A 25,560-nucleotide genomic window follows, 5' to 3' on the forward strand; every position below is an offset into this window, starting at 1 on the left:
GTCGGAGGCTTTCGTTGGCAACCGCAGAACTCGCAGGAAAACACCTCGTCCTCGGCATGACGGGCGGCATTGCCTGCTACAAGATCGCCGAACTCACGCGTCTGCTGACCAAGGCCGGCGCGACCGTGCAGGTCGTCATGACCGAAGCGGCCACGCAATTCATCACCCCCGTCACCATGCAGGCGCTCTCGGGCCGTCCGGTCTACACGAGCCAGTGGGACGGGCGCGTGCCGAACAACATGGCGCACATCGACCTGTCGCGTGAAGCGGATGCGATCGTGATCGCGCCCGCCTCCACCGATTTCCTCGCCAAACTCGCCCACGGCATGGCCGACGACCTGCTGTCGACGCTGTGTGTCGCCCGCGATTGTCCGCTACTGGTCGTGCCGGCCATGAACCGGCAGATGTGGCAGAACCCGGCGACGCAGCGCAACGTCGCGCAATTGCGCGCGGACGGCATCGAAGTGCTCGGACCCGATTCGGGTCCGCAAGCGTGCGGCGAAGTCGGCGACGGCCGCATGCTCGAAGCCGCGGCCACTTACGAAGCGATCGCCTCGTTCTTCTCGCCGAAAATCCTCGCCGGCAAGCGCGTGCTGCTGACCGCCGGGCCAACGTTCGAGCCGCTCGATCCGGTACGCGGCATCACCAATCGCTCCAGCGGCAAGATGGGATTCGCGCTGGCGCGCGCCGCGCAACAGGCCGGCGCCGAAGTCCACCTGATCGCCGGCCCCGTCGCGCTGGATACGCCGTGGGGCGTATTCCGCCAGGACGTGCAAACCGCGCAGCAAATGCATGACGCGGTGATGCGCTCGGTCGCGGACGCCGACATTTTCATCGGCGTGGCCGCGGTGGCCGACTGGCGCGTCGATCACGCCAGCGAGCACAAGATCAAGAAGACCGCCGAGCGCGCGCTGCCGAGCTTCACTTTCGTCGAAAATCCGGACATTCTGGCCTCGGTGGCGAAACTGCCGCATCCGCCGTTCGCGGTCGGCTTCGCCGCCGAAAGCGGCGATCTGGAAGTTCACGGCGAAGAAAAGCGCGTGCGCAAAAATGTGCCGCTTCTGATCGGCAATCTCGGCCCACTGACTTTCGGCCTCGACGACAACGAAGTGATCCTGTTCGAAGCAGGCGGCGCGACGAAGCTGCCACGCGCCGACAAGCACACGCTCGCGCGCGCTCTGATCGCGGAGATCGCCAGGCGTCTGCCCGACACAAGTCTGATTCGCTGAGCCATGCGCGCGACGCGTCAGCGCAGTCGCCACGCGTCGCACTAGCGAATGGAATCAACTGGAGCGGTACTGACATGACGCGACTATCCGTACTCGATCAAACGCCCGTGATCGCCGGGCACTCGGTGGCGGACGCGATTGCCGCCACGGTCGAACTCGCGCAGCTCGCCGACGACCTCGGCTATACGCGTTACTGGTGCGCCGAGCATCACGGGCTGCGCGGCGTGTCGAACCCCTGCCCCGAGGTGATGCTGGCGCGGCTCGGCAGCGTGACCCAACACATTCGACTGGGCTCCGGCGGCGTGATGCTGCCGTACTACAGCCCGTTCAAGGTCGCCGAGCAATTCATGATGCTCGAAGCGCTGTTCCCCAATCGCATCGATCTGGGCGTGGGACGCGCGCCGGGCGGCGACATGCGCACGGCGCAAGCAGTCGCTGCCGGCGACTACAATCGCGGCGATATCTTTCCGCAGCAGGTGGCCGATCTGCTCGGTCTGATGCACGGCACCTTGCCCGCCGATCACATTGCGAGCGGCGTGCTGCTGCAGCCGCAAATCGATACGCGTCCGCAACTGTGGATGCTCGGGTCGAGCGAATTCGGCGGCTTGCTGGCGGCGCAACTCGGCATTCCTTTTGCGTTTGCGCACTTCATTAACGCGCATTTCGGGCACCAGGTCGCGCATGCGTATCGTGAGCGCTTCAAGGCCGGACAGGACATGCAGCAACCGTATCTGGCGGCCGCCGTGTTCGTGATTTGCGCCGACACCGAACAGGAAGCGGCGGATCTGGAGAAAGCCGTCGATCTGCGCCGCGTGCAAATGGCCTATGGCCTGAACGAACCGATCCCGACGATCGAACAGGGCGTCGCGCAGGAATACGGCGAGCGCGAGCGTCTGGTGATCGATCGCGAGAAGCCGCGCAGCATCATCGGCACGCCGGAATCCGTCACCGAGCGGCTGCATGCCTTGCAGGAACAGTTCGAGGCCGACGAACTGATCGTGCTCACCGTTGCGGGCAGCTACCGCGCCCGTTTGCGCTCCTATGAACTTCTCGCCGAAGCGTTCCAGCTCGGACGCCCGGCCTCCACTTCTTAACCTTCGAATCTGCATGAAACTCGACCTCAAGATCCTCGACGCGCGCATGCGCGAGCAGCTCCCGGCTTACGCCACCAACGGCAGCGCGGGCCTCGACCTGCGCGCATGCCTCGACGAACCATTGACCTTGAAACCCGGCGAAACCGCTTTGGTGCCGACGGGTCTGGCGATTCACGTCGGCGATCCGGGCTATGCCGCGCTGATTCTGCCGCGCTCGGGACTGGGGCATAAGCACGGCATCGTGCTGGGCAATCTGGTCGGCCTGATCGATTCGGATTACCAAGGTCAACTGATGATTTCGACGTGGAACCGTGGCGAGACCACGTTCGTGCTGAATCCGATGGAACGCCTCGCGCAACTGGTGATCGTGCCGGTCGTGCAAGCGGAGTTCAATATCGTCGACGACTTCGAAACCAGCGAGCGCGGCGCCGGCGGATTCGGCAGCACGGGCAAGCACTGATCGATTCGATTGCTTCGGTCTACCGACTGTAACGAGCGTAGATCGAAGCAAAAACGAGCGCACAAAAGAAAACGGCGCGGGGTTAAACCCGCGCCGTTCTGCTTTCTGATGCCGACTCGAACTTACTCGATTTCCACCGCTTCCGGATTCGGATTGCGCGGCGCCGGATGCTCGTCGAAGGTCAACTGCACCTTGTCTTCCGCATCCACATCGACGGAGACGCGGCCGCCGTTCATCAGCTTGCCGAACAGCAACTCGTCGGCCAGTGCACGACGGATCGTGTCCTGGATCAGACGCTGCATCGGCCGCGCGCCCATCAACGGATCGAAACCGTGCTTGGCGAGATGCTTGCGCAGCGCGTCGGTGAAGAGCGCATCGACCTTCTTCTCGTGCAACTGATCTTCCAGCTGCATCAGGAACTTGTCGACCACGCGCATGATGATTTCCTCATCGAGCGAGCGGAAGCTGATCGTTGCGTCCAGACGATTACGGAACTCCGGCGTGAACATGCGCTTGATGTCGACCATTTCGTCGCCGGTTTCGCGACGATTCGTGAAGCCGATCACCGACTTGCCCATCGCCTCGGCGCCCGCATTCGTCGTCATGATGATGATGACGTTGCGGAAATCCGCCTTGCGGCCGTTGTTGTCCGTCAGCGTGCCGTGGTCCATCACCTGCAGCAGCACGTTGTAGATGTCCGGATGCGCCTTCTCGATTTCGTCGAGCAGCAGCACGCAATGCGGCTTCTTCGTGACAGCTTCGGTCAGCAGACCGCCCTGGTCGAAACCGACATAGCCCGGCGGCGCGCCGATCAGACGGCTGACCGCGTGACGCTCCATGTATTCCGACATGTCGAAGCGAATCAGCTCGATGCCCAGCGTGAACGCCAGTTGCTTCGCCACTTCCGTCTTGCCGACGCCCGTAGGGCCGGAGAACAGGAACGCGCCGATCGGCTTGTCCAGCTTGCCGAGACCCGCACGCGCCATCTTGATCGCGGCCGACAGCGCGTCGATTGCCGGGTCTTGCCCGAACACCACGCTCTTCAGATCGCGATCCAGCGTTTGCAGCTTGCTGCGATCGTCCTGCGACACGCTTTGCGGCGGGACGCGGGCGATCTTCGAGATGATTTCCTCGATCTCGTTCTTGCCGATGGTCTTCTTCTGCTTCGACTTCGGCAGGATGCGTTGCGCCGCGCCCGCTTCGTCGATCACGTCGATCGCCTTGTCCGGCAAATGACGATCCGTGATGAAGCGTGCCGACAACTCAGCCGCCGCCGACAGCGCGCCCGACGAATACTTCACGCCGTGGTGCTCTTCGAAACGCGACTTCAGGCCACGCAGGATCGCCACCGTCTGTTCGACGGTCGGCTCGGTCACGTCGACCTTCTGGAAACGGCGCGACAATGCCGCGTCTTTTTCGAAGATGCCGCGATATTCCGTGAACGTGGTCGCACCGATGCACTTCAACGTGCCCGACGACAACGCCGGCTTGAGCAGGTTCGACGCGTCCAGCGTGCCGCCCGACGCGGCGCCTGCGCCGATCAGTGTATGAATTTCGTCGATGAACAGGATTGCATGCGGACGTTCCTTCAATTCTTTGAGGACCGTCTTCAGGCGCTGTTCGAAGTCGCCGCGATACTTGGTGCCGGCGAGCAGCGCGCCCATGTCGAGCGAATACACCTGCGCATCCGCGAGAATGTCCGGCACTTCGCCGCGCGTAATGCGCCACGCGAGACCTTCGGCGATCGCCGTCTTGCCGACGCCGGCCTCACCGACTAGCAGCGGATTGTTCTTGCGGCGGCGGCACAGCACCTGGACCACACGCTCGACTTCCGACTCGCGTCCGATCAGCGGATCGATGCGGCCGTCTTTCGCCATCTGGTTCAGGTTCTGGGTGAACTGCGCCAGCGGGGTTTCCTTCTGCGCGGCGGCTTCGTCGGACTCGGCATTCGCGTCGCTCGCTTTCGCGGCGTCCGTGCTGCTCGTCTTGGCGATGCCATGCGAGATGAAATTCACCACGTCCAGGCGCGTGACGCCCTGCTGTTGCAGGTAGTACACCGCGTGCGAATCCTTCTCGCCGAAGATCGCAACCAGCACGTTCGCGCCGGTCACTTCCTTCTTGCCATTCGAGGTGGACTGCACATGCATGATCGCGCGCTGGATCACACGCTGGAAACCCAGCGTGGGCTGCGTGTCGACGTCATCCGTGCCAGGCACGGTCGGCGTGTTGTCATGAATGAAGTTGCGCAGGTTCTGGCGCAGATCCTCGATATTGGCCGCGCATGCACGCAACACCTCCGCCGCTGTCGGATTGTCCAACAGGGCCAGCAAAAGGTGTTCGACCGTTATGAACTCGTGCCGCGCCTGGCGTGCTTCCATGAACGCCATGTGCAGGCTGACTTCCAGTTCCTGGGCAATCATGCTTCCTCCATCACACACTGCAGCGGATGCCCGGCCTGCCGTGCGTGGGTAACGACTTGCTCGACTTTGGTCGACGCGATGTCCCGCGTATAGACCCCACAAACTCCCCTGCCCTCGCGATGCACCTTCAACATTACCTGTGTTGCGGTTTCACGATCTTTATTGAAATATTCCTGCACGATCATCACGACAAATTCCATTGGCGTGAAGTCGTCATTCAGCAGCACCACCTTGTACATGGATGGCGGCTTGAGCTTCTTCTCCTGCCGCTCCAGTACGGTGCCGTCCTGCTTGTCCGGGATAATCGCCATACACCCATTCTAAACAACTAGGACAGGCCCGCAATCCTGTCAAAACCCGGCCGACCGGCCGGTGAGCCCGTTCGCTACCGCTTGATGGGTGATTACCCCGCCATGCGTGCGTTAAATCGACGAGCCGATTGCGGAGCCGGCCCCTATCCTGTGATGCCTTGCGGTTGTGTTGCACCGCAGTCGGATCGAGTATCGCACAACCTGCCGTAGCTGGCTGACGGCTCGCCTGGCCTCATCGCCGGCGGTGCGACCCGCAGAACAGCATGTGAGTCGATTATGCGACTTTTCAAGACGGCCCGCTTGCGCAACCGCACATAACGAAAGCGGGAAAAACCCTGGAAAGTGCCGGTTTGCAACGCCACAACTACGTCTCAAAATTTTCTTGACACCCGAATAAAGAGCCTCAACAATCAAGCTGGCACTTTTTTCACTGCGCCATAATTTCGAAAAAATGCCGATGGTGAGCTTGTGAGGAGGGAGCGGCTGCCTCGCGCGGTCGTCGAGCTTTTCGAGGGCTCGTGGTAGTGACATGAGTTACAGGGGAAGTTGGAATGGCAACTGGTACGGTCAAATGGTTCAATGACGCAAAAGGTTTCGGATTCATCACGCCTGATGAAGGTGGTGAGGATCTGTTTGCACACTTCTCGGCCATCCAGATGAATGGGTTCAAAACCCTCAAGGAAGGCCAAAAGGTAACCTTCGAGGTCGTGCAAGGCCCGAAAGGCAAACAGGCATCGAACATCCAGGCACCTGCCTGATACTGGTCGATACCCGTCCTTTGAAACCCGGCTTCGTGCCGGGTTTCTTTTTTTGGACGTCGGCTTCCAGCCGTGCTTATTGCATGCACGTCCCACATATCGGGTAGCGTTTCGGCCTGCTGTCCACTTCCGCTTTTGCGATGATGGCCGTCCGTCGGTCTTTTGCACTGATCAGGGGCAAGCACGGAGCGAAATATAGGCAACCGTATGGCAGGTTCCTATAGCGCTTTTTTGCAGCATCGCGAATATCTAATCGCGCGACGTTCCGCGCGCCAGAAAACAAACAACCCCGGCCGCCTCTCAGCGCCGGGGTTGCAGATACGACCTACGTCAATTCAACGCGAACCGCTCACAAATTCTCGATCAGCACCTGGCCGAAGCCCGAACACGACACCTGCGTCGCGCCTTCCATCAAACGCGCGAAGTCGTACGTGACGCGTTTTTGCAGAATCGACTTTTCCATCGACTTGATGATCAGATCCGCCGCCTCGGTCCAGCCGAGATGGCGCAGCATCATTTCCGCCGAGAGAATTTCCGAACCCGGGTTCACGTAGTCCTTGCCGGCGTACTTCGGTGCGGTGCCGTGCGTGGCTTCGAACATCGCGACCGAATCCGACATGTTCGCGCCCGGCGCGATACCGATACCGCCGACCTGCGCGGCCAACGCGTCCGACACATAGTCGCCATTCAGGTTGAGCGTGGCGATCACGTCATACTCGGCCGGACGCAGCAGGATCTGCTGCAGGAACGCGTCAGCGATCACATCCTTCAGGACGATGTCGCCACCGGTCTTCGGATTCTTGATCTTCATCCACGGGCCGCCGTCGATCAGTTCCGCGGCGAATTCCTTTTGCGCCAGCGCATAACCGTAGTCGCGGAACGCGCCTTCGGTGAACTTCATGATGTTGCCCTTGTGCACCAGCGTGACCGAGCGGCGTTCGTTGTCGATCGCGTACTGGATCGCTTTGCGCACCAGACGCTCCGTGCCCTCACGCGACACCGGCTTGATGCCGATCCCCGACGTATCCGGGAAGCGGATCTTCTTCACACCCATCTCTTCGCGCAGGAACTTGATGACCTTCTTCGCCTGCTCCGATTCAGCCTGCCATTCGATACCGGCGTAGATGTCTTCCGAGTTCTCGCGGAAGATCACCATGTTGGTCTTCTCCGGCTCACGCACCGGCGAAGGCACACCCTTGAAATACTGCACCGGACGCAAACACACGTAGAGGTCCAACTCCTGGCGCAGCGCGACGTTCAGCGAACGGATGCCGCCGCCGACCGGCGTGGTGAGCGGGCCCTTGATCGATACGACGTATTCCTTGAGCACCTGCAGCGTCTCTTCCGGCAGCCACACGTCCGGGCCGTACACCTTGGTCGACTTTTCGCCAGCGTAGATTTCCATCCAGTGGATTTTCTTCTTGCCCGCGTACGCTTTTTCGACCGCGGCATCCACCACTTTGATCATGACCGGCGTGATGTCGAGACCGGTACCGTCGCCTTCGATATACGGAATGATCGGCTGATCGGACACGTTGAGCGAGAAATCGGCGTTGACGGTGATCTTGTCACCACCGGTCGGAACCTTGATGTGCTGATACGGCATGATCGGACTCCAGTGAAGGCTGTGCTGAAAGCTGATGGGGAGACTGCGAAATGGGGCGCTCCTCGCTACGCGCAATGCCGGACGACTGCAAGCGGCCTGGCAGCTATTCTAGCCCACACGGCCGCTGCCCCGAGGCGGCAACGGCTCGGGGTTTTCCAACATGGACGAAACGCAAATCCGCAAGGCATGAGTCTTATGTCTTATACAAGACATGGAGCCTGCCAACGTGCAATATGCTTTATTATCCCGCCATTTACTCTTGGTCCGGCGTCTCCTGGAGACCGGCGGCGCTGCGCGACTCACTCTCCACTCCCTATGCGCCTTCTCGCTCTGAACAAACCGTTCGGCACCATCTGTCAGTTCTCGCCGCACGAGACGCGGGCGTCGCTGGCGGACTGGGTCAAGGTGCCCAACGTGTATCCGGCGGGCCGGCTCGATTCCGATAGCGAAGGCCTGCTGCTTCTCACCGACGACGGCGCATTGCAAGCGCGCATCGCCGAGCCGCGTCACAAGCTTGTCAAACGTTATTGGGCGCAAGTGGAAGGCGTGGTCGATGCGGCCACGCTGAAGAAACTCGCACGCGGCGTCGATCTCGGCGATTACGTGACGCGGCCATGCCGTGCGGAATACGTCGAACCGACCGACGCGCTCTGGACACGCACGCCGCCGATTCGCTACCGTGCCGCGATACCGACCACATGGATCGAGCTGTCGATCACCGAAGGCAAGAACCGCCAGGTGCGTCGCATGACTGCCGCGGTGGGGTTCCCGACGCTGCGTTTGGTGCGCGTCGGCATCGGCGCGCTCGACATATTTTCGCTCAGGCTGCAACCGGGAGAGAGCGTCGAATTGCCACCGAAGGCGCCGTGGGAAGGCATCGCCTGATCATCTGCACGCACGCATCGACTGATGATGGAATCCGCAACACGCTCGCACTTCACGCTGCTGAAAAAATAAGCTAACTCGTTGTATCAGCAAACAAAAGAGCGCGTGAAACTACGGTGAAAAACGCGTGAAACAATTGCATGCGCGCGTACGCCGCGGCCTCTCATTCGCATCAACGCAGCCGCATATAAATTTCCACGAAATTCACGTCAACCGGCGCATGAGCTCAGGCGTTATTCGACGCAGATGCCGCCCGAAGCTATCCGGCATTCAGCCTTAAGGGCCTTTGTGCAAGCCGCTCTTGCGGTCAGTGCAGGGAGTCTGAGCGCTAAAGCAGACGTGTCGAAAAATTTGTCGATGCGGCTGTCAACCGAAAGGTGGATGGCACGTTTACCGACATGACTCCATATATAACCGGGTCATTTGGTTAATTAACTAAAGCTGAGGATTCACAAAATGAACAAACTGATCGCCGCTCTGGTCGCTGGTCTCTTCGCAACGGCAGCATTCGCACAAGCTTCGGCACCGGCAGCAGCTTCGGCAGCTCCGGCAGCAGCAGCTTCGTCGGCAAAGAAGACCACGAAGCACGCTCACAAGAAGTCGCACAAGAAGGCAGCAGCTGCTGCTGCAGCTTCGGGCGCTTCGGAGTAAGTTTGTTGTAAAAACGCAGTCAAGAACTAGCTTCATTGCCGTTCTTACGGCGTTGAAAGGCAGATCACCGCAAGGCGATCTGCCTTTTTGTTTTTGACGCGCTCGCGTAACATTCGCGGGTTAATTTCCAGCAAGGAGTCATGCCGTGCGATTTCCCATGCGCTCGTTGATTGCGCGTTTCGCTGTTGCCGTTGCACTGCCGCTCGCCGCGTTGTCGTTTGTCGCTACCACTGCTGCTCCCGTGCATGCGCAGCAGATGCCGGCCGGCGCCAAACAGCCCAGCGAATTTCCTCGCGCGAAACTGACCGCGGGCATGTTCGTGATCGACGCCGCCGTCGCCGCGAACGACGCGGACCGCGAGCAAGGTCTCATGTATCGCACGAGTCTCGCGCCGAACGAAGGCATGCTGTTCGTCTTCGGCGAAAACGCCGTGCATTGCTTCTGGATGAAAAACACGCTGATCCCGCTGTCGATCGCGTTCATGCGCGCCGACGGCACGGTCACCGACATCGACGAGATGCAGGCCGAAACCACCAACAATCACTGCCCGAAGAACAACGGCGTGTATGCGTTGGAGATGAGCAAAGGCTGGTTCACGTCGAAGGGCATCAAACCGGGGATGAAGATCCAGGGCTTGCCGGCCGCGCAATAAAACCGCGCCGGCCGCGCGAAAACGCCGCCGCTTCGTCCCACCGCTTTCCGAGAGCCGGTGCCTTGTTCCAGGGCGCCGGCTTTTTTCTTTTCCGCGCCGCGGCATCGGCGGGCGGGCACGATCGCCTCGCCTGGCACCACATCGAATCGCGCGGCGCCGGCAGCCGAAGCCTTGCCAGCAGGCGTTCACGTCCGGCTGGCAAGATTCCTGCAAAAGACGGGCCGACGCGCTATCCTAGTAATCTTAGTAAAGCAGCATCCAGGCTCCCCGGGCAGCACAGACTGCCGCCCGGCAAGCGTTTCAGGCGCGCCATTCCAAGGAGGTTCACGTGCCCCGCAAGACTCCCATCGAGCGCTACCGGAACATCGGCATCAGCGCTCACATCGATGCCGGCAAAACCACCACCACTGAACGCATCCTGTTCTACACCGGCGTGACCCACAAGATCGGCGAGGTTCACGACGGTGCGGCAACGATGGACTGGATGGAACAGGAGCAGGAGCGCGGCATCACCATCACGTCGGCGGCCACTACCGCTTTCTGGAAGGGCATGGCCGGCAACTATCCGGAACACCGGATCAACATCATCGACACCCCCGGACACGTCGACTTCACGATCGAAGTGGAGCGCTCCATGCGCGTGCTCGACGGCGCGTGCATGGTGTACGACTCGGTCGGCGGCGTGCAACCGCAGTCGGAAACCGTGTGGCGCCAGGCGAACAAGTACAAGGTGCCGCGCATTGCGTTCGTCAACAAGATGGACCGCGTGGGCGCGGACTTCTTCCGCGTGCAGCGGCAGATCGGCGATCGCCTGAAGGGCGTCGCGGTGCCGATCCAGATTCCGGTCGGCGCGGAAGATCATTTCCAGGGCGTGGTCGATCTGGTCAAGATGAAGGCGATTTACTGGGACGAAGAGAACCAGGGCATCAAGTTCGAATACCGTGATATTCCGCCGGAACTCGCGGCGACCGCGAAGGAATGGCACGACAAGATGGTCGAGGCCGCAGCAGAGGCGAACGAGGAATTGCTCGACAAATACCTCGGTGGCGAAACCCTGACCGAAGAGGAAATCAAGTACGGCATTCGCACGCGCTGCATCGCCAACGAAATCGTGCCGATGCTGTGCGGCAGCGCGTTCAAGAACAAGGGCGTGCAAGCCATGCTCGACGCGGTGATCGACTATCTGCCCTCGCCGGTCGACGTGCCCGCCATTACCGGTCACGACGAATACGACAAGGAAATCGAGCGCCATCCGAGCGACACCGATCCGTTCTCGGCGCTCGCCTTCAAGATCATGACCGACCCGTTCGTCGGCCAGTTGATCTTCTTCCGCGTCTATTCCGGTGTGGTGAATTCGGGCGACACGGTCTACAACGCCGTCAAGGAAAAGAAGGAACGCCTTGGCCGGATCTTGCAGATGCACGCCAACGAGCGCAAGGAAATCAAGGAAGTCTACGCGGGCGACATCGCCGCGGCCGTCGGCCTGAAAGAAGCGACCACGGGCGACACGCTGTGCGATCCGAACAACGTGATCATCCTCGAACGCATGATCTTCCCGGAGCCGGTGATCTCGCAGGCTGTCGAGCCGAAGACCAAGGTCGACCAGGAAAAGATGGGCATCGCGCTTAACCGTCTTGCCCAGGAAGATCCGTCGTTCCGCGTGCAGACGGATGAAGAATCCGGCCAGACGATCATCTCGGGCATGGGCGAGTTGCACCTGGAAATTCTGGTCGATCGCATGAAGCGCGAGTTCGGCGTCGAGGCGACTGTCGGCAAGCCGCAGGTCGCGTATCGCGAGACGGTGCGCAACAAGGTCGAAGACGTCGAAGGCAAGTTCGTCAAGCAGTCGGGCGGCCGCGGTCAGTACGGCCACGCGGTGATCACGCTGGAGCCGGCGCCGCAAGGCAAGGGTTACGAGTTCGTCGACGCGATCAAGGGCGGCGTGATTCCGCGCGAATACATTCCGGCAGTCGACAAGGGCATCGTCGAAACGCTGAAGGCCGGCGTGCTGGCGGGCTACCCGGTGGTCGACGTGAAGGTGACGCTGACCTTCGGTTCGTACCACGACGTCGACTCGAACGAAAACGCGTTCCGCATGGCCGGCTCGATGGCCTTCAAGGAAGCGATGCGCAAAGCCAAGCCCGTGCTGCTCGAACCGATGATGGCCGTCGAGGTGGAAACGCCGGAAGACTTCATGGGCAACGTGATGGGCGATCTGTCGAGCCGTCGCGGCATGGTGCAAGGCATGGAAGACATCGCCGGCGGCGGCGGCAAGCTGGTGCGCGCCGAAGTGCCGCTCGCGGAGATGTTCGGCTACTCGACGTCGCTGCGCTCCGCGACCCAGGGCCGCGCGACCTACACGATGGAGTTTAAGCACTACGCGGAAACGCCGAACAACGTCGCTGAAGCCGTGATCAACGCGAAGCACAAGTAAGCGCGATCCACCATCCAGCCGAAGGCAGCACACGCCAACGGCTCGAAGCCCGTCCTCTGTGGACGGGCTTTTTTTTCGTCCGCCGCGCCGCACACGGGGCTTCTTCACACGCACGTTTTTGAACATGCAAAAATGCCAGACGGCGCCGTGCCGAACGCCGGGACTTACGCCCTCGAGGAGACACATCATGAGCCAGGATCACGAACACCCGCATTACAAAGACGTGCCGCCGGCTGCGCCGGTCGATTGGCGCGAGCACGGCGTGAAGGTCATCAAAGGCGATCAGCTCGATAGCAACACCGCGCAGACGCCGGGCATGAATCGCGCGGCCGCGATCAACGCGGCACGTGTCGGCGCGCAGAAGATCTGGGCCGGCACCGTGACGATCCATCCGAATGCGAAAACCGGCGCGCATCATCATGGCGCGCTCGAAAGCGTGATCTACGTGGTACGCGGGCAGGCGCGCATGCGCTGGGGCGAGCATCTGGAGTTCACCGCCGAAGCCGGCCCCGGCGACTTCATCTTCGTACCGCCGTATGTTCCGCATCAGGAGATCAATGCAAGCACCGACGACCCGCTCGAATGCGTGCTGGTACGCAGCGACAACGAAGCGGTGGTGGTCAATCTGAACATCGACGCCGTGGAACAGCCCGAGACGGTGTTCTGGGTCGATCCGATTCACAAGCATCCGCACGATCACTAACTCTTGCCACGCGACTCATGACGCCGACCGCTTCCCTGCGCCCACGCCTCTTCACGCTGTACGCCGTGCTGATCGCCGCCAATCTCGGCGCATGGGCGTGGGCCCTGATCGCGTTTCGCCACTATCCGCTGCTGCTCGGCACCGCGCTGCTCGCCTATGGCTTCGGCCTGCGTCACGCGGTCGACGCGGATCACATCGCGGCGATCGACGCCGTCACGCGCAAGCTCATGCAAACCGGCAAGCGTCCGCTCGGCGTCGGGCTATCGTTTTCGCTAGGGCATTCGACGATCGTGATTCTGGCGACGATCGGCATCGCGTGGACCGCGCATTCGCTGCACGGCCGTTTCGAGACCTTCAAGGCGCTGGGCGGCACGATCGGCACGTTGGTGTCGGCGAGCTTTCTGCTGGTGCTCGCCGCCGTCAACCTCGTGATTCTGCGCGACGTGTGGCGCCGTTACCGGCACGTCCAACGCAGCGGCGAATTGCCTGCGCAAACGCCGGACTCGATTGCGCCGGCCGGTCTGCTGTCGCGCGCGCTGCGGCCGCTCTTCAGGCTCGTGACGAAAAGCTGGCACATGTACCCCGTCGGCGTGCTGTTCGGCCTCGGCTTCGATACCGCGACCGAGATCGGCCTGCTGGCGATCGCCGCATCGGAAGCCGGCAAAGGTCTGCCGCTTTATTCGATTCTCGTGTTCCCCGCGCTCTTCACAGCCGGCATGACGCTGGTCGATTCGACCGACAACGTATTGATGGTCCACGCCTACGGCTGGGCCATGGACGACCCGAAACGCAAGCTCTACTACAACGCGAGCATCACCTTCGTCTCGGCGGTGGTGGCAATTGTGATCGGCGGCGTCGAGGCGCTGGGCCTGCTGTCGGACAAGCTCGGTCTGAACGGCGGCGTGTGGGATGCGGTGGCCAGCATGAACGAGCGCTTCGGTGTGCTGGGTTACGGCATCGTCGCGATGTTCATGGCGTGCTGGATCGGCTCGGTGCTGTTCCATCGCTGGCGGCGCCCAGGTGCGGTCGCGCGGTAAATCCAACACCGGCCGCGCGACACGATCGGTAAGCTTTCCATTCGCGGCATTAGCCGTTGCGCTGCTGCGGCGGTCGGCGTACCGGGCATGCCTCGCGCCGCGGCCATACAGAGCGTTGTGGTGACGATACACACCAGCCCTTTTAGCCCCCAATCGGGACCCCGGCAGCGCCGCAGGCGCTCCGAATCCACGGGCAATCGCTTACACTGAACCCGCTTCGCCTCGTCACTTTCGTCATTGCAATACCGTCGCCCTGTCGCGCGCATCTGGCGCGGCCCTTCAGAACCGGCAACAGAACGGACTGGACACTCCATCGATGAAGACTCCCGCGGACCGATTTCTCGCACTCGACGCAGCCCGCCTCACCGCCGACGCCTACGGCAACCACGCCATCGACGAATTTCTCGCCGGCCGCATCACGCGCCGCGATCTGCTGCGCTATGCCAGCGTGATCGGTTTGTCGCTGGTGGGCGGCGGCGTGCTGAATGCGCCGCGAGCCCGCGCGCAAGGCACCGCTGGCGCGTCGAATCAGACGATCCGCGTGGCTCACCTGACGCCTGCGGGCGCGGTCGATCCGCTCACGGTGACGGACGCCGCGAGTCTTGCGCTGCTGAATCAGACCGGCGAATTCCTGATCGACGACGACGGCGAAAAACTCGTGCTGAAGCCGGCGCTCGCCCTGTCATGGAAGCCGAACGACAAGGGCGACGTGTGGACCTTCAAGCTGCGTCCGAACGTCAAGTTCCACGACGGCCAACCGTTCACCGCCAAAGACGTGGCCGCCACGTTCGACCGCCTCGCCGATCCGGCCAGCGGCTCGGCCGCGCTGTCCGTACTCAAGGGCGTGCTGTCGAAAGGCGGCGCGAAAGTGGTGGACGACCACACGATCGCGTTTCATCTGGATGCGCCGAACGGCAACTTCCCCTATTACGTTTCCTCGGACAATTACAACGCCGTGATCCTGCCCGCGAACTATGCGGGCGGTTATGAAAAGAGCTTCATCGGCACAGGTCCGTTCAAGCTCGAAAAGTATCAGGCGAAAGTGGGCGCATCGTTCGTGCGTAATCCCGACTACTGGGGCGACAAAGCGCTACCACAACGCGTACAGTTCTCCTTCTACGCCGACGAACAGGCGCAGTTACTCGCGCTGCAAGGCCATCAGGCGGATGTGATGGGCACCTTCACCGTGCAGGGCGGCGCCGGCATTCTGAACAATCCGGATTACAAGGCCGTGGGTGTGAAGTCGAGCGCGCATCGGCAGATTCACATGCGCAACGACAATCCGTTGTTCAAGGACAAGCGTGTGCGCCAGGCGCTGGCGTTGTCGCTCGATCGCGACGTGCTGGTGCGCGGCCTTTTCAAAGGGCGCGCGCAACTCGGCAACGACAGTCCGTTCGCTCCCGTGTTTCCGTCGTCGGATGCGGGCGTGCCGCAACGCAAGATCGACGTCGCGAAGGCCAAGCAACTGCTTGCGCAAGCGGGCGTGCCGAACGGCTTCGACGTGACGCTGACCACCGAAAAATACATGGAGATTCCCGATCTCGCGGTGGTCGTGCAGAACGCGGCGAAGGCCATCGGCGTGCGCATCAATCTGAAGGTGGAGAGCCAGTCGCTCTATTACGGCGCGGGCACGCCGGGCAAATCGGATTGGCTGGACTCGCCGCTCGGCATCACCGACTACGGTCATCGCGGCGTGCCGAATGTGTTCCTGAATGCGCCGCTCACCAGCACCGGCACGTGGAACGCCGCGCACTTCAAAAATCCGCAATACGATCAACTGGTCGCGCAATTCGTCGCCGCCATCGATCTCGGCTCGCAGAAGAAGATCTCCGGGCAAATCCAGACGCTGCTGCTCGACGAAACGCCCATCATCATTCCGTTCTTCTACGATCAACTGATCGCCATGCGCAAGGGTGTGAACGGCGTGCGCTTCACCGCGCTCGCGCAACTCTATTTCGACCGCGCGGTGTTGAGCGCGTAAGCGCAGGCGTTTCGGCAGGAGAGCACGATGTCGACCACGGTGACCCCTTCCGCTTCCTCTGCGCCGAACGGCAATGCGGGCCGCGTCGTGCGGTTTCTGGCGACGCGCGTCGGCTTGTCGCTGATCACGCTGTGGCTGCTCTCGGTGATCGTGTTCGCGGGCGGGCAGCTTCTGCCCGGCGATATCGGCCGCGCGGTCCTCGGGCCGCTCGCCGATGCGCGCGCGGTCGCCGCGCTCAATCATCAACTCGGCGCGGACCGGCCGCTCATGACGCAATACGTCGAATGGATTTCGCATTTCGTGCGCGGCGATATGGGGCTGTCTTATGCGTATCGCGAGCCGGTCGGGCCGTTTATCGCCGAGGCGCTCGCGCATTCCGCCAAGCTTGGCTTGCTTGCGTTCATCGTGGTCGTGCCGCTCGGCATTGCGGGCGGCGTGTGGTCGGCCATGCACGCGGGACGCTGGCTCGATCGCACGATCAGCATTGCCGGATTGTCGGCGACGGTGGTGCCGGAATTCGTTTCGTCAATCGTGCTGATTCTGGTGTTCGGCGTGTGGCTGCGCTGGCTGCCGATCGAAGCGTCGTATCCGCCCGAAGCGAGCGCACTCGAACAGTTGCGCCATCTGGTGCTGCCGGTGCTGCCGCTCGTGCTGGTGTTCTTCGGCTATATCGCGAGAATGGCGCGCGCCGGCACCGTCGAAGCGCTCGATGCGGACTACACGCGCACCGCGATTCTCAAAGGCCTGCCGCGCCATGTCGTGATCTGGCGGCACGTGTTGCGCAATGCGTTGCTGCCCACCATCACGGTCGCCGCCACGCAACTCGGTTATATGATCGGCGGCCTCGTGGTGGTCGAGACGCTGTTCCACTATCAGGGCATCGGCTCGCTGATCTACAACGCCGCCAAAGCCAAGGACTTTCCGATGCTCGAAGCGGGCGTGCTCACGATCGGCGTGGTCTACACGGTCGCCAATCTCGTTGCCGACGCGCTGCATGTCCTGCTCAATCCGCGGCTGCGGGTGAGGAGCGCCGAATGAGTACCATCGTTCCGCCGACTCCGCGTGTCGCTGCCGAGCCGCGCTTCGACCAGTTGCGCGTGCTGCTGCGCTCGCCCACTTTCGTGGTCGGCGTGGTGATCGTCACGTGGTGGATCGTCTGTGCCATTGCCGGGCAGTGGATCGTACGCATCGATCCGTACGCGTCCGATCCACTCAACTCGCTAACGCCGCCCGACAGCACGCATTGGTTCGGCACCGACCAACTCGGACGCGACGTGTTCTCGCGCGTGATCGTCGGCGCGCGCGACATTCTCACCATCGCGCCGCTCGCGACGTTGCTCGGCACGGTAGCGGGTACCGCTTTGGGCTTGATCGTCGGCTACTTCGAAGGCTGGGTCGACAACGTGGTCGGACGCGCGATCGACGCCGTGCTCGCGCTGCCGCTCGTGATCGTCGCGCTGCTCGCGCTGGCCGCGGTCGGCGCGTCGAACTTCACCGTCATCCTCGTGATCGGCATCACGTTCACACCCATCACCGCGCGCACCGTGCGCGCCGCCGTATTCGCCGAACGGCATCTCGACTATGTCGCCGCGGCGCAACTGCGCGGCGAACGCGCGCCCTACATCATGTTCGCCGAGATTCTGCCGAACGTGCTGCCGCCCATCATTGTCGAAGCGACGGTGCGGCTCGGTTACGCGATCTTCGCGGTCGCCACGCTATCGTTTCTCGGCTTCGGCATTCAGCCGCCGTCGGCCGACTGGGGTCTCGCGCTGTCCGAGTCGTACACGCTGATGGCGGGCGGCGCGTGGTGGACCGTCGTATTCGCGGCCGGCGCGATTGCCAGCCTGGTGGTTGGCGTGAATCTGATCGCCGACAGCGTGCAAGGCGTGCTCGACCGATGAACGGCCCGCCGCCCTCCTCGTTCCCCGCCTTCGACGTCTCGAAGAGCGACCGCACGGACGCGCTGACCGTCGTCGGTCTGACGGTCACGTACCGCATGCGCGGACGCGATCGCGAAGTGCTGCAGGACATTTCGTTTCGCGTGCGGCGCGGCGAAGCGTACGGCCTCGTCGGCGAGTCCGGCTGCGGCAAGTCGACCGTCGCGATGGCTGCGCTGCGCTATCTGCCGCGTAACGGCAAAGTGAAGGCCGGCAAGATCATCATCGCCGGCGAGGACGTGCAGAAGCTCAACGCCGACGCGTTGCGCAACATGCGCGCAAATGCGATCTCGATGGTCTATCAGGATCCGGGGCGCGCGCTGAATCCGTCGCTGACGATCGCGCGTCAGGTCTCCGAGGCGTTCGAAGCCGCCGGTGTCGCGCGCGATGAAGCGTTGCGGCGCACACATGAGATGCTGCAGCGCGTGCGCATCGCATCGCCCGAGCGGGTGATGGAGAGTTATCCGCATCAACTGTCGGGCGGCATGCAACAGCGCGTGGTGATCGCGATGGCGCTCGCCTCGAACCCCGCGCTGCTGATTCTCGACGAACCGACCACCGGCCTCGACGCTACCGTCGAAGCGGAAGTGCTCGACCTCGTCGCGCAGTTGCGCAAGGAACTCGGCACGGCGGTGCTGTTCATCAGCCACAACCTCGCGGTGATCGGGCGGATGTGCGAACGCGTCGGCGTGCTTTACGCGGGCAAACTGGTCGAGGAAGGCGCGACGCAAGATGTCTTCACGCGGCCGCGCCATCCCTATACGGTCGGACTGTTGCGCTGTTTGCCCACGGCCGGGCGCAGCAAAGACAGCGAGCGGCTCGATACGATCGCGGGCAGTCTGCCCTTGCCGGGTTCGGTCACGCAGGGCTGCATCTACGCGGACCGTTGCCGCCTCGCCGACGACCGCTGCCGCCGTGAAGCGCCGCCGCCGTATCGCGTGAGCGCCGCGCGCGGCGATCAGATGTCGCGCTGCCATTACCACGAACGCGCGATCGAATTGCCCCGTGCGAGCGCGGAAGCCTTGCCCGAACGCAATGGCGCGTCGATCGACGGCAAGCCGCCTGCTCTCGTGCTGCGCGCAGAAAAACTCTCGAAGACATTTCACGTGTCCGGTGCCCCGCTACGCGCGGTCGACAATGTCTCAATCGATCTCGCTAGCGGCGAGACGCTCGGGCTTGTCGGCGAATCGGGCAGCGGCAAGACGACGCTCGCCAAACTGATGCTCGGCCTGCTCACGCCGGATGCCGGCAGCGTGCTCGAACTCGACGGCGCCCCGCTCGCCGCGCGCGTCACGCGGCGCAACAACGATCAGGTCAAGTCCCTGCAGATCGTCTTTCAGAATCCGGACTCGGCGCTCAATCGGGCGCATTCGGTGAAGCGGCTGATCGGCCGTGCGCTGTCGCGCCTCACCGCGCTGCGTGGGCCGGCAATCGACGAACGGCTCGCCACATTGACGGCCGCCGTGCGGTTGCCGGAGCGCTATCTCGGCTCGCGCACGCGGCAACTGTCCGGCGGGCTCAAACAGCGTGTGGCGATTGCCCGCGCGTTCGCCGGCGAGCCGCGCGTGGTGGTCTGCGACGAACCGACTTCCGCGCTCGACGTCTCCGTGCAGGCCGCGATCCTGAACCTGCTCGCCGATCTGCAGCGCGAGCGGGGCGTCAGTTACGTTTTCATCTCGCACGACCTGCATGTGGTTCGCTATCTGTCGGATCGCATCGCGGTGCTGTATCTGGGCCGGCTGCTGGAAATCGGACCGGCTGCCGCCGTGTTCGAAGGACCGCATCATCCTTATACGGAAGCGTTGCTGTCCTCGGTGCCGACACTCGATGGTCACGGTGGCGCGACCCGCATCCGCCTGTCCGGCGATTTGCCGAGCGCGGCATCGCCGCCGTCCGGTTGCGTGTTCCACACGCGCTGCCCGCGCAAGCTCGGCGCGATCTGCGAACAGCAAGACCCGCCGTTCGCCGATGCAGGCGAAGGCAACGCCGCAACGCCGTCCGCGCATCGAATCCGCTGCCACATCCCCGTCGACGAATTGCGCGCGCTGCAAACCGCATCACGCGGTGAGGCTGGAAAAGTCACGGGCAAAGTCCCTGACAAAGGCTCGGAAAACGCGCCCGAGAATGCCGGCCGTAACGAATAACACGGCATAGCGCGGCATCGAGCCCTCGCGTTTCAACGCCGAAACGTTTTCCCGTGTTTTTTCAGCGTGCGCATCGCACATCCCTATCCGACGCCTGTTAGCTCAAGGCTTTCCGGCCAATGGCATGGATATCGCTAAGTAGTGACCAGACATCGCGACGCATTGCATGGCGACGGGGGCAAAACGGTGAGCGGGCAAGCGTGCGGAAGCGCTTGTACACACCGGGCTACGCAGCCGGGAAGATAACGATGAGTGTTTGACCGACATCGGCAAGACAATTCGGGGGACGACGAGGCCCGCGTACAGACAGGCCCGCCGATGCAGACTCGGCGCGAGAAATGGCGGCAACGAGGTGTCGTCGTTCCCTCGGGAGAGACGCGGTGAAAACCATAAGACTCAATCAGTACTACTGCGGGGTTATTCGGCGTGCGGCGATCGTAGCGGGTGTCGTCGCTCTGACGAATCAAGTCGCGTTTCCGGCCTCGACGGACGTGATCCCAAAATGGATGGTCCTCGCCGACGCGCCGCTGCCTGCCAGCGCCATGCAGGGCACAGCGCAACTCGCGCAGAACGACGGTGTGGCGCCGGGAGATTTGGCGACCGGCGCAGCGGCCGGCGAGCCGACTGCTGCCGACGACGCCGCCCTGGTATTTCAACCGCACGACTGCAGCGGCGCCAACGTCAGTGAATGCGCGCCTCACGGCGGCGGCAGCGGGAGTAACGGCGCGCGAGTTCGGGGAACGGTGGCGCCAGTTCGGGCAGCGGCAACTCCGGTGGAGGTGGAAGCGGAAAGGGGGTGGCGGCGGGAGCAGTAATGGGGGCAGCGGTGGTGGCAGCAGTGGCGGCGGAAGCGGCGGTGGCGGCAACAGCGGCGGTGCAAGCAGTGGCGGCGGAAGCGGCGGCTGCGGTTGCGGAGGCTCCAGCGGCGGCGCCGGCGCAGGTGGCGGTAAAGGTGGTGGCTTTGGCGGTGGTAAAGGTGGTGGTTTTGGCGGCGGCTTCGGTGGCGGTTTCGGCGGAGGCTTTGGCGGAGGCTTCGGCGGCGGTCACGGAGGCAAGGGTGGCGGCGGTAACGGTGGTGGCAATGGTGGAGGGAACGGGCACTAGCAATCGCCCGGTCTCTGGTTGGGGTGCCCCCCGCGCCCTAACGTCACCAATGTCACGTTCCGGTTTACCGTTCGCTGTCCGCCGGCATCGGCGGTGATGTCTCGGTCCCCCGGCCGAGCGTCACCGCCCGAGGCCGGTTGGTTTGAGCGATCCACATAAGCGGGCCGATAACCCGCGGTGATGCAGATTCGGACCGCACACTCAAACCGCGTACGCCGAAGCGCTCGCAGGCGGCTATAACTCGAACGATCGGCCGCCCGTGCGCGCGTAACCGGAACCAAACCGAAGCGATCGCCTCATATCAGATTCAACGTTCGATATGAGGGCACCACAACATGCAACGAAACGTCCCCCCCTCCGCGGCACGCGTGGTCACCAGCTTGTGGATGGGCGCCACGCTCAGCGTCGCATCGCTCGCTCATGCGCAAACGGCAGCGCAAACACCAACGCAAACAGCGCCAGCGGCTCAGCCGCTCTCACCGACATTGTCGCAAGCCGCACCGCCGGTCGATCCCACCTTCTCCGCGTATTCGCTTGCTCAGACCTGCAAGCGGAAGAACGACAACGTCGCGCAAGGCCAATGCGTCGGCGCGATTCGCGGCATCATCCACGGCTATCAGTACGGCGTGCTGTTCCTCAGTCAGCGCACCGCGTTGCCGGCCAATGAAACGCAGCGCGTATCGCTGTGCCTGCGCAATACGCAGGTGTCGTCGATCGTCGACGAATTCGTCGCGGACGCCGTCCAGGTCAATGAAGATTCGCTCAAGCACACCCCCGCGGAAGTCGCGGTGCTCGGCTCCGTGCACATGCACCACGGCTGCAATTGACGGGCGCGCGCGGCGCCCCGCTACGCTTACAGCATTTCGAGCGGACGCTTGCCGCGCGGCGGCTTGAAATAAGCGTCGATAGCGGTCAGTTCGTCCGCGCCGAGTTGCAGTTGCGATGCGCGATGGTTGTCGCGCACGTGCTCGACGCGCGCCGCCTTCGGAATCGCGAACACGCCGGGCTGGCGCAGCACCCATGCGAGCGCCACCTGGAACACCGAGACGCCACGCGCGTCGGCGATATCGTCGAGCGGCGAGCGCTTCGGCAGGCGCGCGTGATCGACCGGACTGTACGCCATGCCCGGCATCTTGCGCGCGGCGAGCCACGGCAGCAGATCGAACTCCGGCCCGCGGCGCGCCACGTTATAGAGAATCTGATTCGTTGCGCAGGCATCGCCGCCCGGCGTGGCGACGAGTTCTTCCATGTCCTCGGTATCGAAATTACTAACGCCCCAATGGCGGATCTTGCCGGCCCGGCGCAATGCCTCGAAGCCCTCGACCGTTTCCGCGAGCGGCACCGAGCCGCGCCAGTGCAGCAGATACAGATCGAGCTGATCGGTCTTCAAACGCTTGAGACTCTGCTCGCAGGCCGCAATCACGCCGCGGCGGCTGGCGTTGTGCGGATACACCTTGCTGACCAGAAACACCTTGTCGCGCAAGCCGGCGAGCGCGTCGCCCAGCAGCGCTTCGGTCGCGCCGTCGCCGTACATTTCCGCCGTATCGATCAACGTCATGCCGCATTCGATGCCGCAACGCAGCGCGTCGATTTCAGCGGCACGCCGCGCCGGCTTTTCGCCCATCTCCCAGGTGCCCTGACCCAGTTTCGGAATGTGTTCGCCGTCGGGCAGGCTCACGCTTGCGATGTCGCTCGTCATGCTGACTCCTCGAAGTGGCTCAATGGTCGGCAAAGCCGCTGCGCAGACGAATGCGCGCCGCATGCCACGAAAATCATAGCGACGAGTTTAGCGGTTCAATCGGCATTCGATCGGCCACCAGGCAAAAGCCCGCTATAACACAACGCGCCGATGTCATAGAATTGCCGCTTGCCCTTCTTGCGTGAGCTCCATGACCTCTGCCTCGGAAGACCGCTGGCGCGACCTGCGCCCGGACCCGGAAAACGACACGCCGCTATATCTGCAACTGGCTCGCAAACTCGGCGCCGCCATCCACGAGAACCGCTGGAACGCGGGCGAGGCACTGCCTTCGGAGCGTGTGCTCTCCGAGGCGCTCGGCGTATCGCGGATCACTTCGCGCAAGGCGATTGCCTTGCTGGTCGAGCAGGGTTTGATTCGGCGCACGCAGGGCGCGGGCAGTTTCATCACACCACGCTACGAAGATCCGCTATCGCGTCTGTCGAGCTTTAGCGAAATGCTGCGGCGACGAGGCTTTACGCCGAGTTCGAAGTGGCTCTCGCGCGAAATTTTGCCGGCTAATCGCGACGAAGTGATTCAGCTCGGCTTGTCGCCAGCGGCGGCGGTGACGCGGTTGCGGCGCCTGCGGATGGCCGACGGCATTGTGATGGCGGTTGAGAACTCCACCTTCCCCGCCGCGGTGATTCCCGATCCTCAAGCGATCGGCGATTCGCTGTACACGTATCTGGAGAATCGTGGACTGACGATTGTCCGCGCGTTGCAGCATTTCCGCGCGGTGAACGCGAGCGAGGAAATCGCGCAGCAGATGAGCATCGCGCCGAACGAGGCGCTGCTGTTGATCACGCGTGTGGGCTACACCGCCGATCAGCGGGCGATCGAATTGACCGACACGTACTGCCGCAATGATTACTACGACTTTGTCGCGGAGTTGAGGAAGTAGGTGGCCGGGTCTTTTGCGCTGTGTGCGGGGCATGCGCCGGTTGTGTATCGGCACGCGCCTCGCCACGGGCAGCGGTTACTTAAAGTCCTCACTCCCACTTAGCCTGATGCGCGCCCACTCGGGTCGGCGGCAGCGCGAAATACGCAGGCGTCTCGTCTAAAGCCTCAGCCGGCTGCACGCCCAGCACGCGTCCAAACTCCGACTCCACGGTAGCGAGGCAATCGCGCACATCCTCGAGCGTGACGTCAGGCGCTTTCCAGCCCTCCGGAATCTGCCCGAACGACTGCAGCCACCGGCCCGTTTGCGCGAGCGAGACGCGCACATGCCAGCTGCCGCCTTCTGTAGCCCGCCGCGCCAACGCGGCCATTGCGCCGAAAGCCGCCAGATAACCGGTCGCATGATCCAGCGCCTGACACGGCAAATGCTTGGGCGCGTTCCATCCCGCCGCCTGCCGCTCAGTAAAGGCAATCCCGCTCGCCGACTGCACCAGACTATCGAACCCGCGCCGTCGAGCCCACGGTCCCTCGTGCCCATACGCGGACACCGAAACATAGACGATCCCAGGCCGCACACGCGCCAGTTCCTCGGGACCGAAACCGCGCGCGGCCAGTGCTCCCGGGCGATATGCCTGCAGAAATACATCGGCGTCGGCAGCGAGACCGCGCAAAACCTCGCGCCCCGCCGCGTCGCGCAGATCGGCCAGAGCCGAACGCTTGCCGCGCCCGTTGTCGATCACCAGCGGCGCGATATTCGGCAAATGCGGTCCGTTGATCATCAACACGTCCGCGCCATGCTGCGCGAGTGCCCGCCCGGCCACCGGCCCGGCGATGATGCGCGACAGGTCCAGCACGCGCACGCCCGCCAGCGGCCGATCCACACCGCCCTCGCGTGGCGGCTCGGCCGGCGAGTCGCCAATGCGCTCGATCTCGAAGAGCGGCAAGTCCGCAATCGCTTTCGCCTGATCGAGCGCGGCCCACTCGTCGGGCGTGCGAATCAACGCCGCGCAGAGGCCGGCGTCGGCGAGCGTCTGGTCGAGCCGCGCGCCGTCCCAATCGCGAATTGCGGCAGCCACGGCCGCAGGATCGTTCTCGCAGCCGAGCACCTGCAATACGCCCTGGAGATGATGCGCGAAGTTCGTGTGCAGTTGAATCCAGCGGCCGTCGCGCGTCTCGTAGAAACCCGTCACCGGATCGCGCAAGGCGGGCGGCGGTCCGTCGTCGACACGCAAGTAGCGCTCGCTGCGAAACGACGCCAGCGCGCGCCGCATTTCCACCGTCACATGCTGCCTGCGTCCGGTGCGCAAACGGTGGTATTCGGCCGCCGCAAGGCCGGTCGCGGCGATGCTCGCCGAGGCCAGGCTGCCGACCCGGTAGACCGACGGCAAGCCCGGATCGGCGCCGGTCAGCGTCACGGAATGCAGCGCCGTCGGATCGCACCCGGCGAGCGTCCAGATATGTTTGAGAGCGAGTTCAGGTGTCATGTCGTCCCTAGCAAAGCAGGAAGAAGTGAACCGAGTCT

General features: G+C 63.1%; 22 protein-coding genes. 16 read left to right on the top strand and 6 right to left on the bottom strand.

Annotation, left to right across the window (positions count from 1 at the left end; translation table 11 throughout):
• Positions 1-14: 14 nt before the first annotated feature.
• The 3 genes from coaBC (at position 15) to dut (ending at position 2,783) form a co-directional block, all read left to right on the top strand.
• Complete coding sequence (gene coaBC / locus P0D96_RS26835; protein ID WP_408316362.1) at positions 15-1,229, top strand: bifunctional phosphopantothenoylcysteine decarboxylase/phosphopantothenate--cysteine ligase CoaBC; 1,215 nt, start codon at positions 15-17, stop codon at positions 1,227-1,229.
• A gap of 74 nt (positions 1,230-1,303) precedes the next feature.
• Positions 1,304-2,323 (top strand): LLM class flavin-dependent oxidoreductase, encoded by a 1,020-nt coding sequence (locus P0D96_RS26840; protein ID WP_408316364.1) that lies wholly within the window; start codon positions 1,304-1,306, stop codon positions 2,321-2,323.
• 13 nt (positions 2,324-2,336) lie between these two features.
• Positions 2,337-2,783 carry a dUTP diphosphatase gene (gene dut, locus P0D96_RS26845; protein ID WP_408179801.1) on the top strand — a complete coding sequence of 149 codons (447 nt, stop codon included), beginning with the start codon at positions 2,337-2,339 and terminating at the stop codon, positions 2,781-2,783.
• Between the two features lie 122 nt (positions 2,784-2,905).
• Here the strand turns inward: dut and clpA are convergent, their stop codons facing one another.
• Entirely contained in the window at positions 2,906-5,203 is a 2,298-nt protein-coding gene (gene clpA / locus P0D96_RS26850; protein ID WP_012434129.1) for an ATP-dependent Clp protease ATP-binding subunit ClpA, read from the bottom strand.
• A complete protein-coding gene (gene clpS / locus P0D96_RS26855; RefSeq protein ID WP_006050100.1) occupies positions 5,200-5,514 on the bottom strand; it encodes an ATP-dependent Clp protease adapter ClpS in 315 nt (104 codons plus the stop codon). The genes clpA and clpS overlap by 4 nt, the downstream gene beginning before the upstream one ends.
• Before the next feature lie 551 nt (positions 5,515-6,065).
• On the opposite strand from clpS, the gene P0D96_RS26860 reads away from it, so the two are divergent.
• Complete coding sequence (locus P0D96_RS26860) at positions 6,066-6,272, top strand: cold-shock protein (protein WP_007180614.1); 207 nt, start codon at positions 6,066-6,068, stop codon at positions 6,270-6,272.
• A 349-nt stretch (positions 6,273-6,621) separates the two neighbouring features.
• Here the strand turns inward: P0D96_RS26860 and icd are convergent, their stop codons facing one another.
• The gene (icd, locus tag P0D96_RS26865; RefSeq protein ID WP_408316366.1) at positions 6,622-7,878 is read right to left on the bottom strand and encodes an NADP-dependent isocitrate dehydrogenase; all 1,257 of its coding nucleotides are present in this window, start codon (positions 7,876-7,878) and stop codon (positions 6,622-6,624) included.
• Between the two features lie 315 nt (positions 7,879-8,193).
• Between icd and P0D96_RS26870 the strand changes: the two genes are divergently transcribed.
• From P0D96_RS26870 to P0D96_RS26915, 10 genes are all read left to right on the top strand, one after another.
• Complete coding sequence (locus P0D96_RS26870; RefSeq protein ID WP_408316368.1) at positions 8,194-8,763, top strand: pseudouridine synthase; 570 nt, start codon at positions 8,194-8,196, stop codon at positions 8,761-8,763.
• A 456-nt stretch (positions 8,764-9,219) separates the two neighbouring features.
• Positions 9,220-9,414, top strand: a complete 195-nt coding sequence (locus P0D96_RS26875; RefSeq protein ID WP_011489640.1) for a hypothetical protein — start codon at positions 9,220-9,222, stop codon at positions 9,412-9,414.
• Positions 9,415-9,559: 145 nt separating this feature from the next.
• Complete coding sequence (locus P0D96_RS26880; RefSeq protein WP_408316370.1) at positions 9,560-10,066, top strand: DUF192 domain-containing protein; 507 nt, start codon at positions 9,560-9,562, stop codon at positions 10,064-10,066.
• A gap of 328 nt (positions 10,067-10,394) precedes the next feature.
• A complete protein-coding gene (gene fusA / locus P0D96_RS26885) occupies positions 10,395-12,500 on the top strand; it encodes an elongation factor G (protein WP_408179803.1) in 2,106 nt (701 codons plus the stop codon).
• A 187-nt stretch (positions 12,501-12,687) separates the two neighbouring features.
• Positions 12,688-13,203 carry a cupin domain-containing protein gene (locus tag P0D96_RS26890; protein WP_408179804.1) on the top strand — a complete coding sequence of 172 codons (516 nt, stop codon included), beginning with the start codon at positions 12,688-12,690 and terminating at the stop codon, positions 13,201-13,203.
• Positions 13,204-13,220: 17 nt separating this feature from the next.
• Complete coding sequence (locus P0D96_RS26895) at positions 13,221-14,240, top strand: HoxN/HupN/NixA family nickel/cobalt transporter (RefSeq protein ID WP_408286796.1); 1,020 nt, start codon at positions 13,221-13,223, stop codon at positions 14,238-14,240.
• Positions 14,241-14,556: 316 nt separating this feature from the next.
• Complete coding sequence (locus P0D96_RS26900; protein ID WP_408316372.1) at positions 14,557-16,221, top strand: ABC transporter substrate-binding protein; 1,665 nt, start codon at positions 14,557-14,559, stop codon at positions 16,219-16,221.
• A 27-nt stretch (positions 16,222-16,248) separates the two neighbouring features.
• Positions 16,249-17,259 carry an ABC transporter permease gene (locus P0D96_RS26905; protein WP_408179807.1) on the top strand — a complete coding sequence of 337 codons (1,011 nt, stop codon included), beginning with the start codon at positions 16,249-16,251 and terminating at the stop codon, positions 17,257-17,259.
• Positions 17,256-18,122: an ABC transporter permease gene (locus tag P0D96_RS26910; protein WP_132373375.1), complete on the top strand. Its 867-nt coding sequence runs from the start codon at positions 17,256-17,258 to the stop codon at positions 18,120-18,122. The genes P0D96_RS26905 and P0D96_RS26910 overlap by 4 nt, the downstream gene beginning before the upstream one ends.
• The gene (locus P0D96_RS26915) at positions 18,119-20,302 is read left to right on the top strand and encodes an ABC transporter ATP-binding protein (RefSeq protein WP_408316375.1); all 2,184 of its coding nucleotides are present in this window, start codon (positions 18,119-18,121) and stop codon (positions 20,300-20,302) included. Before P0D96_RS26910 ends, P0D96_RS26915 begins: the two co-directional genes overlap by 4 nt.
• Positions 20,303-20,983: 681 nt before the next feature.
• On the opposite strand, the gene P0D96_RS26920 is transcribed toward P0D96_RS26915, so the two are convergent.
• Positions 20,984-21,403 carry a hypothetical protein gene (locus tag P0D96_RS26920; protein ID WP_408316377.1) on the bottom strand — a complete coding sequence of 140 codons (420 nt, stop codon included), beginning with the start codon at positions 21,401-21,403 and terminating at the stop codon, positions 20,984-20,986.
• A 338-nt stretch (positions 21,404-21,741) separates the two neighbouring features.
• Between P0D96_RS26920 and P0D96_RS26925 the strand changes: the two genes are divergently transcribed.
• Positions 21,742-22,233, top strand: coding sequence for a hypothetical protein (locus tag P0D96_RS26925; RefSeq protein WP_408316379.1), 492 nt, complete (start codon positions 21,742-21,744; stop codon positions 22,231-22,233).
• A 26-nt stretch (positions 22,234-22,259) separates the two neighbouring features.
• On the opposite strand, the gene P0D96_RS26930 is transcribed toward P0D96_RS26925, so the two are convergent.
• Complete coding sequence (locus P0D96_RS26930) at positions 22,260-23,105, bottom strand: aldo/keto reductase (protein WP_408316381.1); 846 nt, start codon at positions 23,103-23,105, stop codon at positions 22,260-22,262.
• 190 nt (positions 23,106-23,295) lie between these two features.
• Here P0D96_RS26930 and P0D96_RS26935 point away from each other — a divergent pair, with 190 nt between their 5' ends.
• Positions 23,296-24,042: a GntR family transcriptional regulator gene (locus tag P0D96_RS26935; RefSeq protein ID WP_012434145.1), complete on the top strand. Its 747-nt coding sequence runs from the start codon at positions 23,296-23,298 to the stop codon at positions 24,040-24,042.
• A gap of 88 nt (positions 24,043-24,130) precedes the next feature.
• On the opposite strand, the gene P0D96_RS26940 is transcribed toward P0D96_RS26935, so the two are convergent.
• Positions 24,131-25,522 carry a CoA transferase gene (locus P0D96_RS26940; protein WP_408316383.1) on the bottom strand — a complete coding sequence of 464 codons (1,392 nt, stop codon included), beginning with the start codon at positions 25,520-25,522 and terminating at the stop codon, positions 24,131-24,133.
• Between the last annotated feature and the right edge of the window lie 38 nt (positions 25,523-25,560).

This window comes from Paraburkholderia sp. RL17-347-BIC-D, assembly GCF_046027915.1.
In the GTDB taxonomy this organism is placed as follows: Bacteria; Pseudomonadota; Gammaproteobacteria; order Burkholderiales; family Burkholderiaceae; genus Paraburkholderia.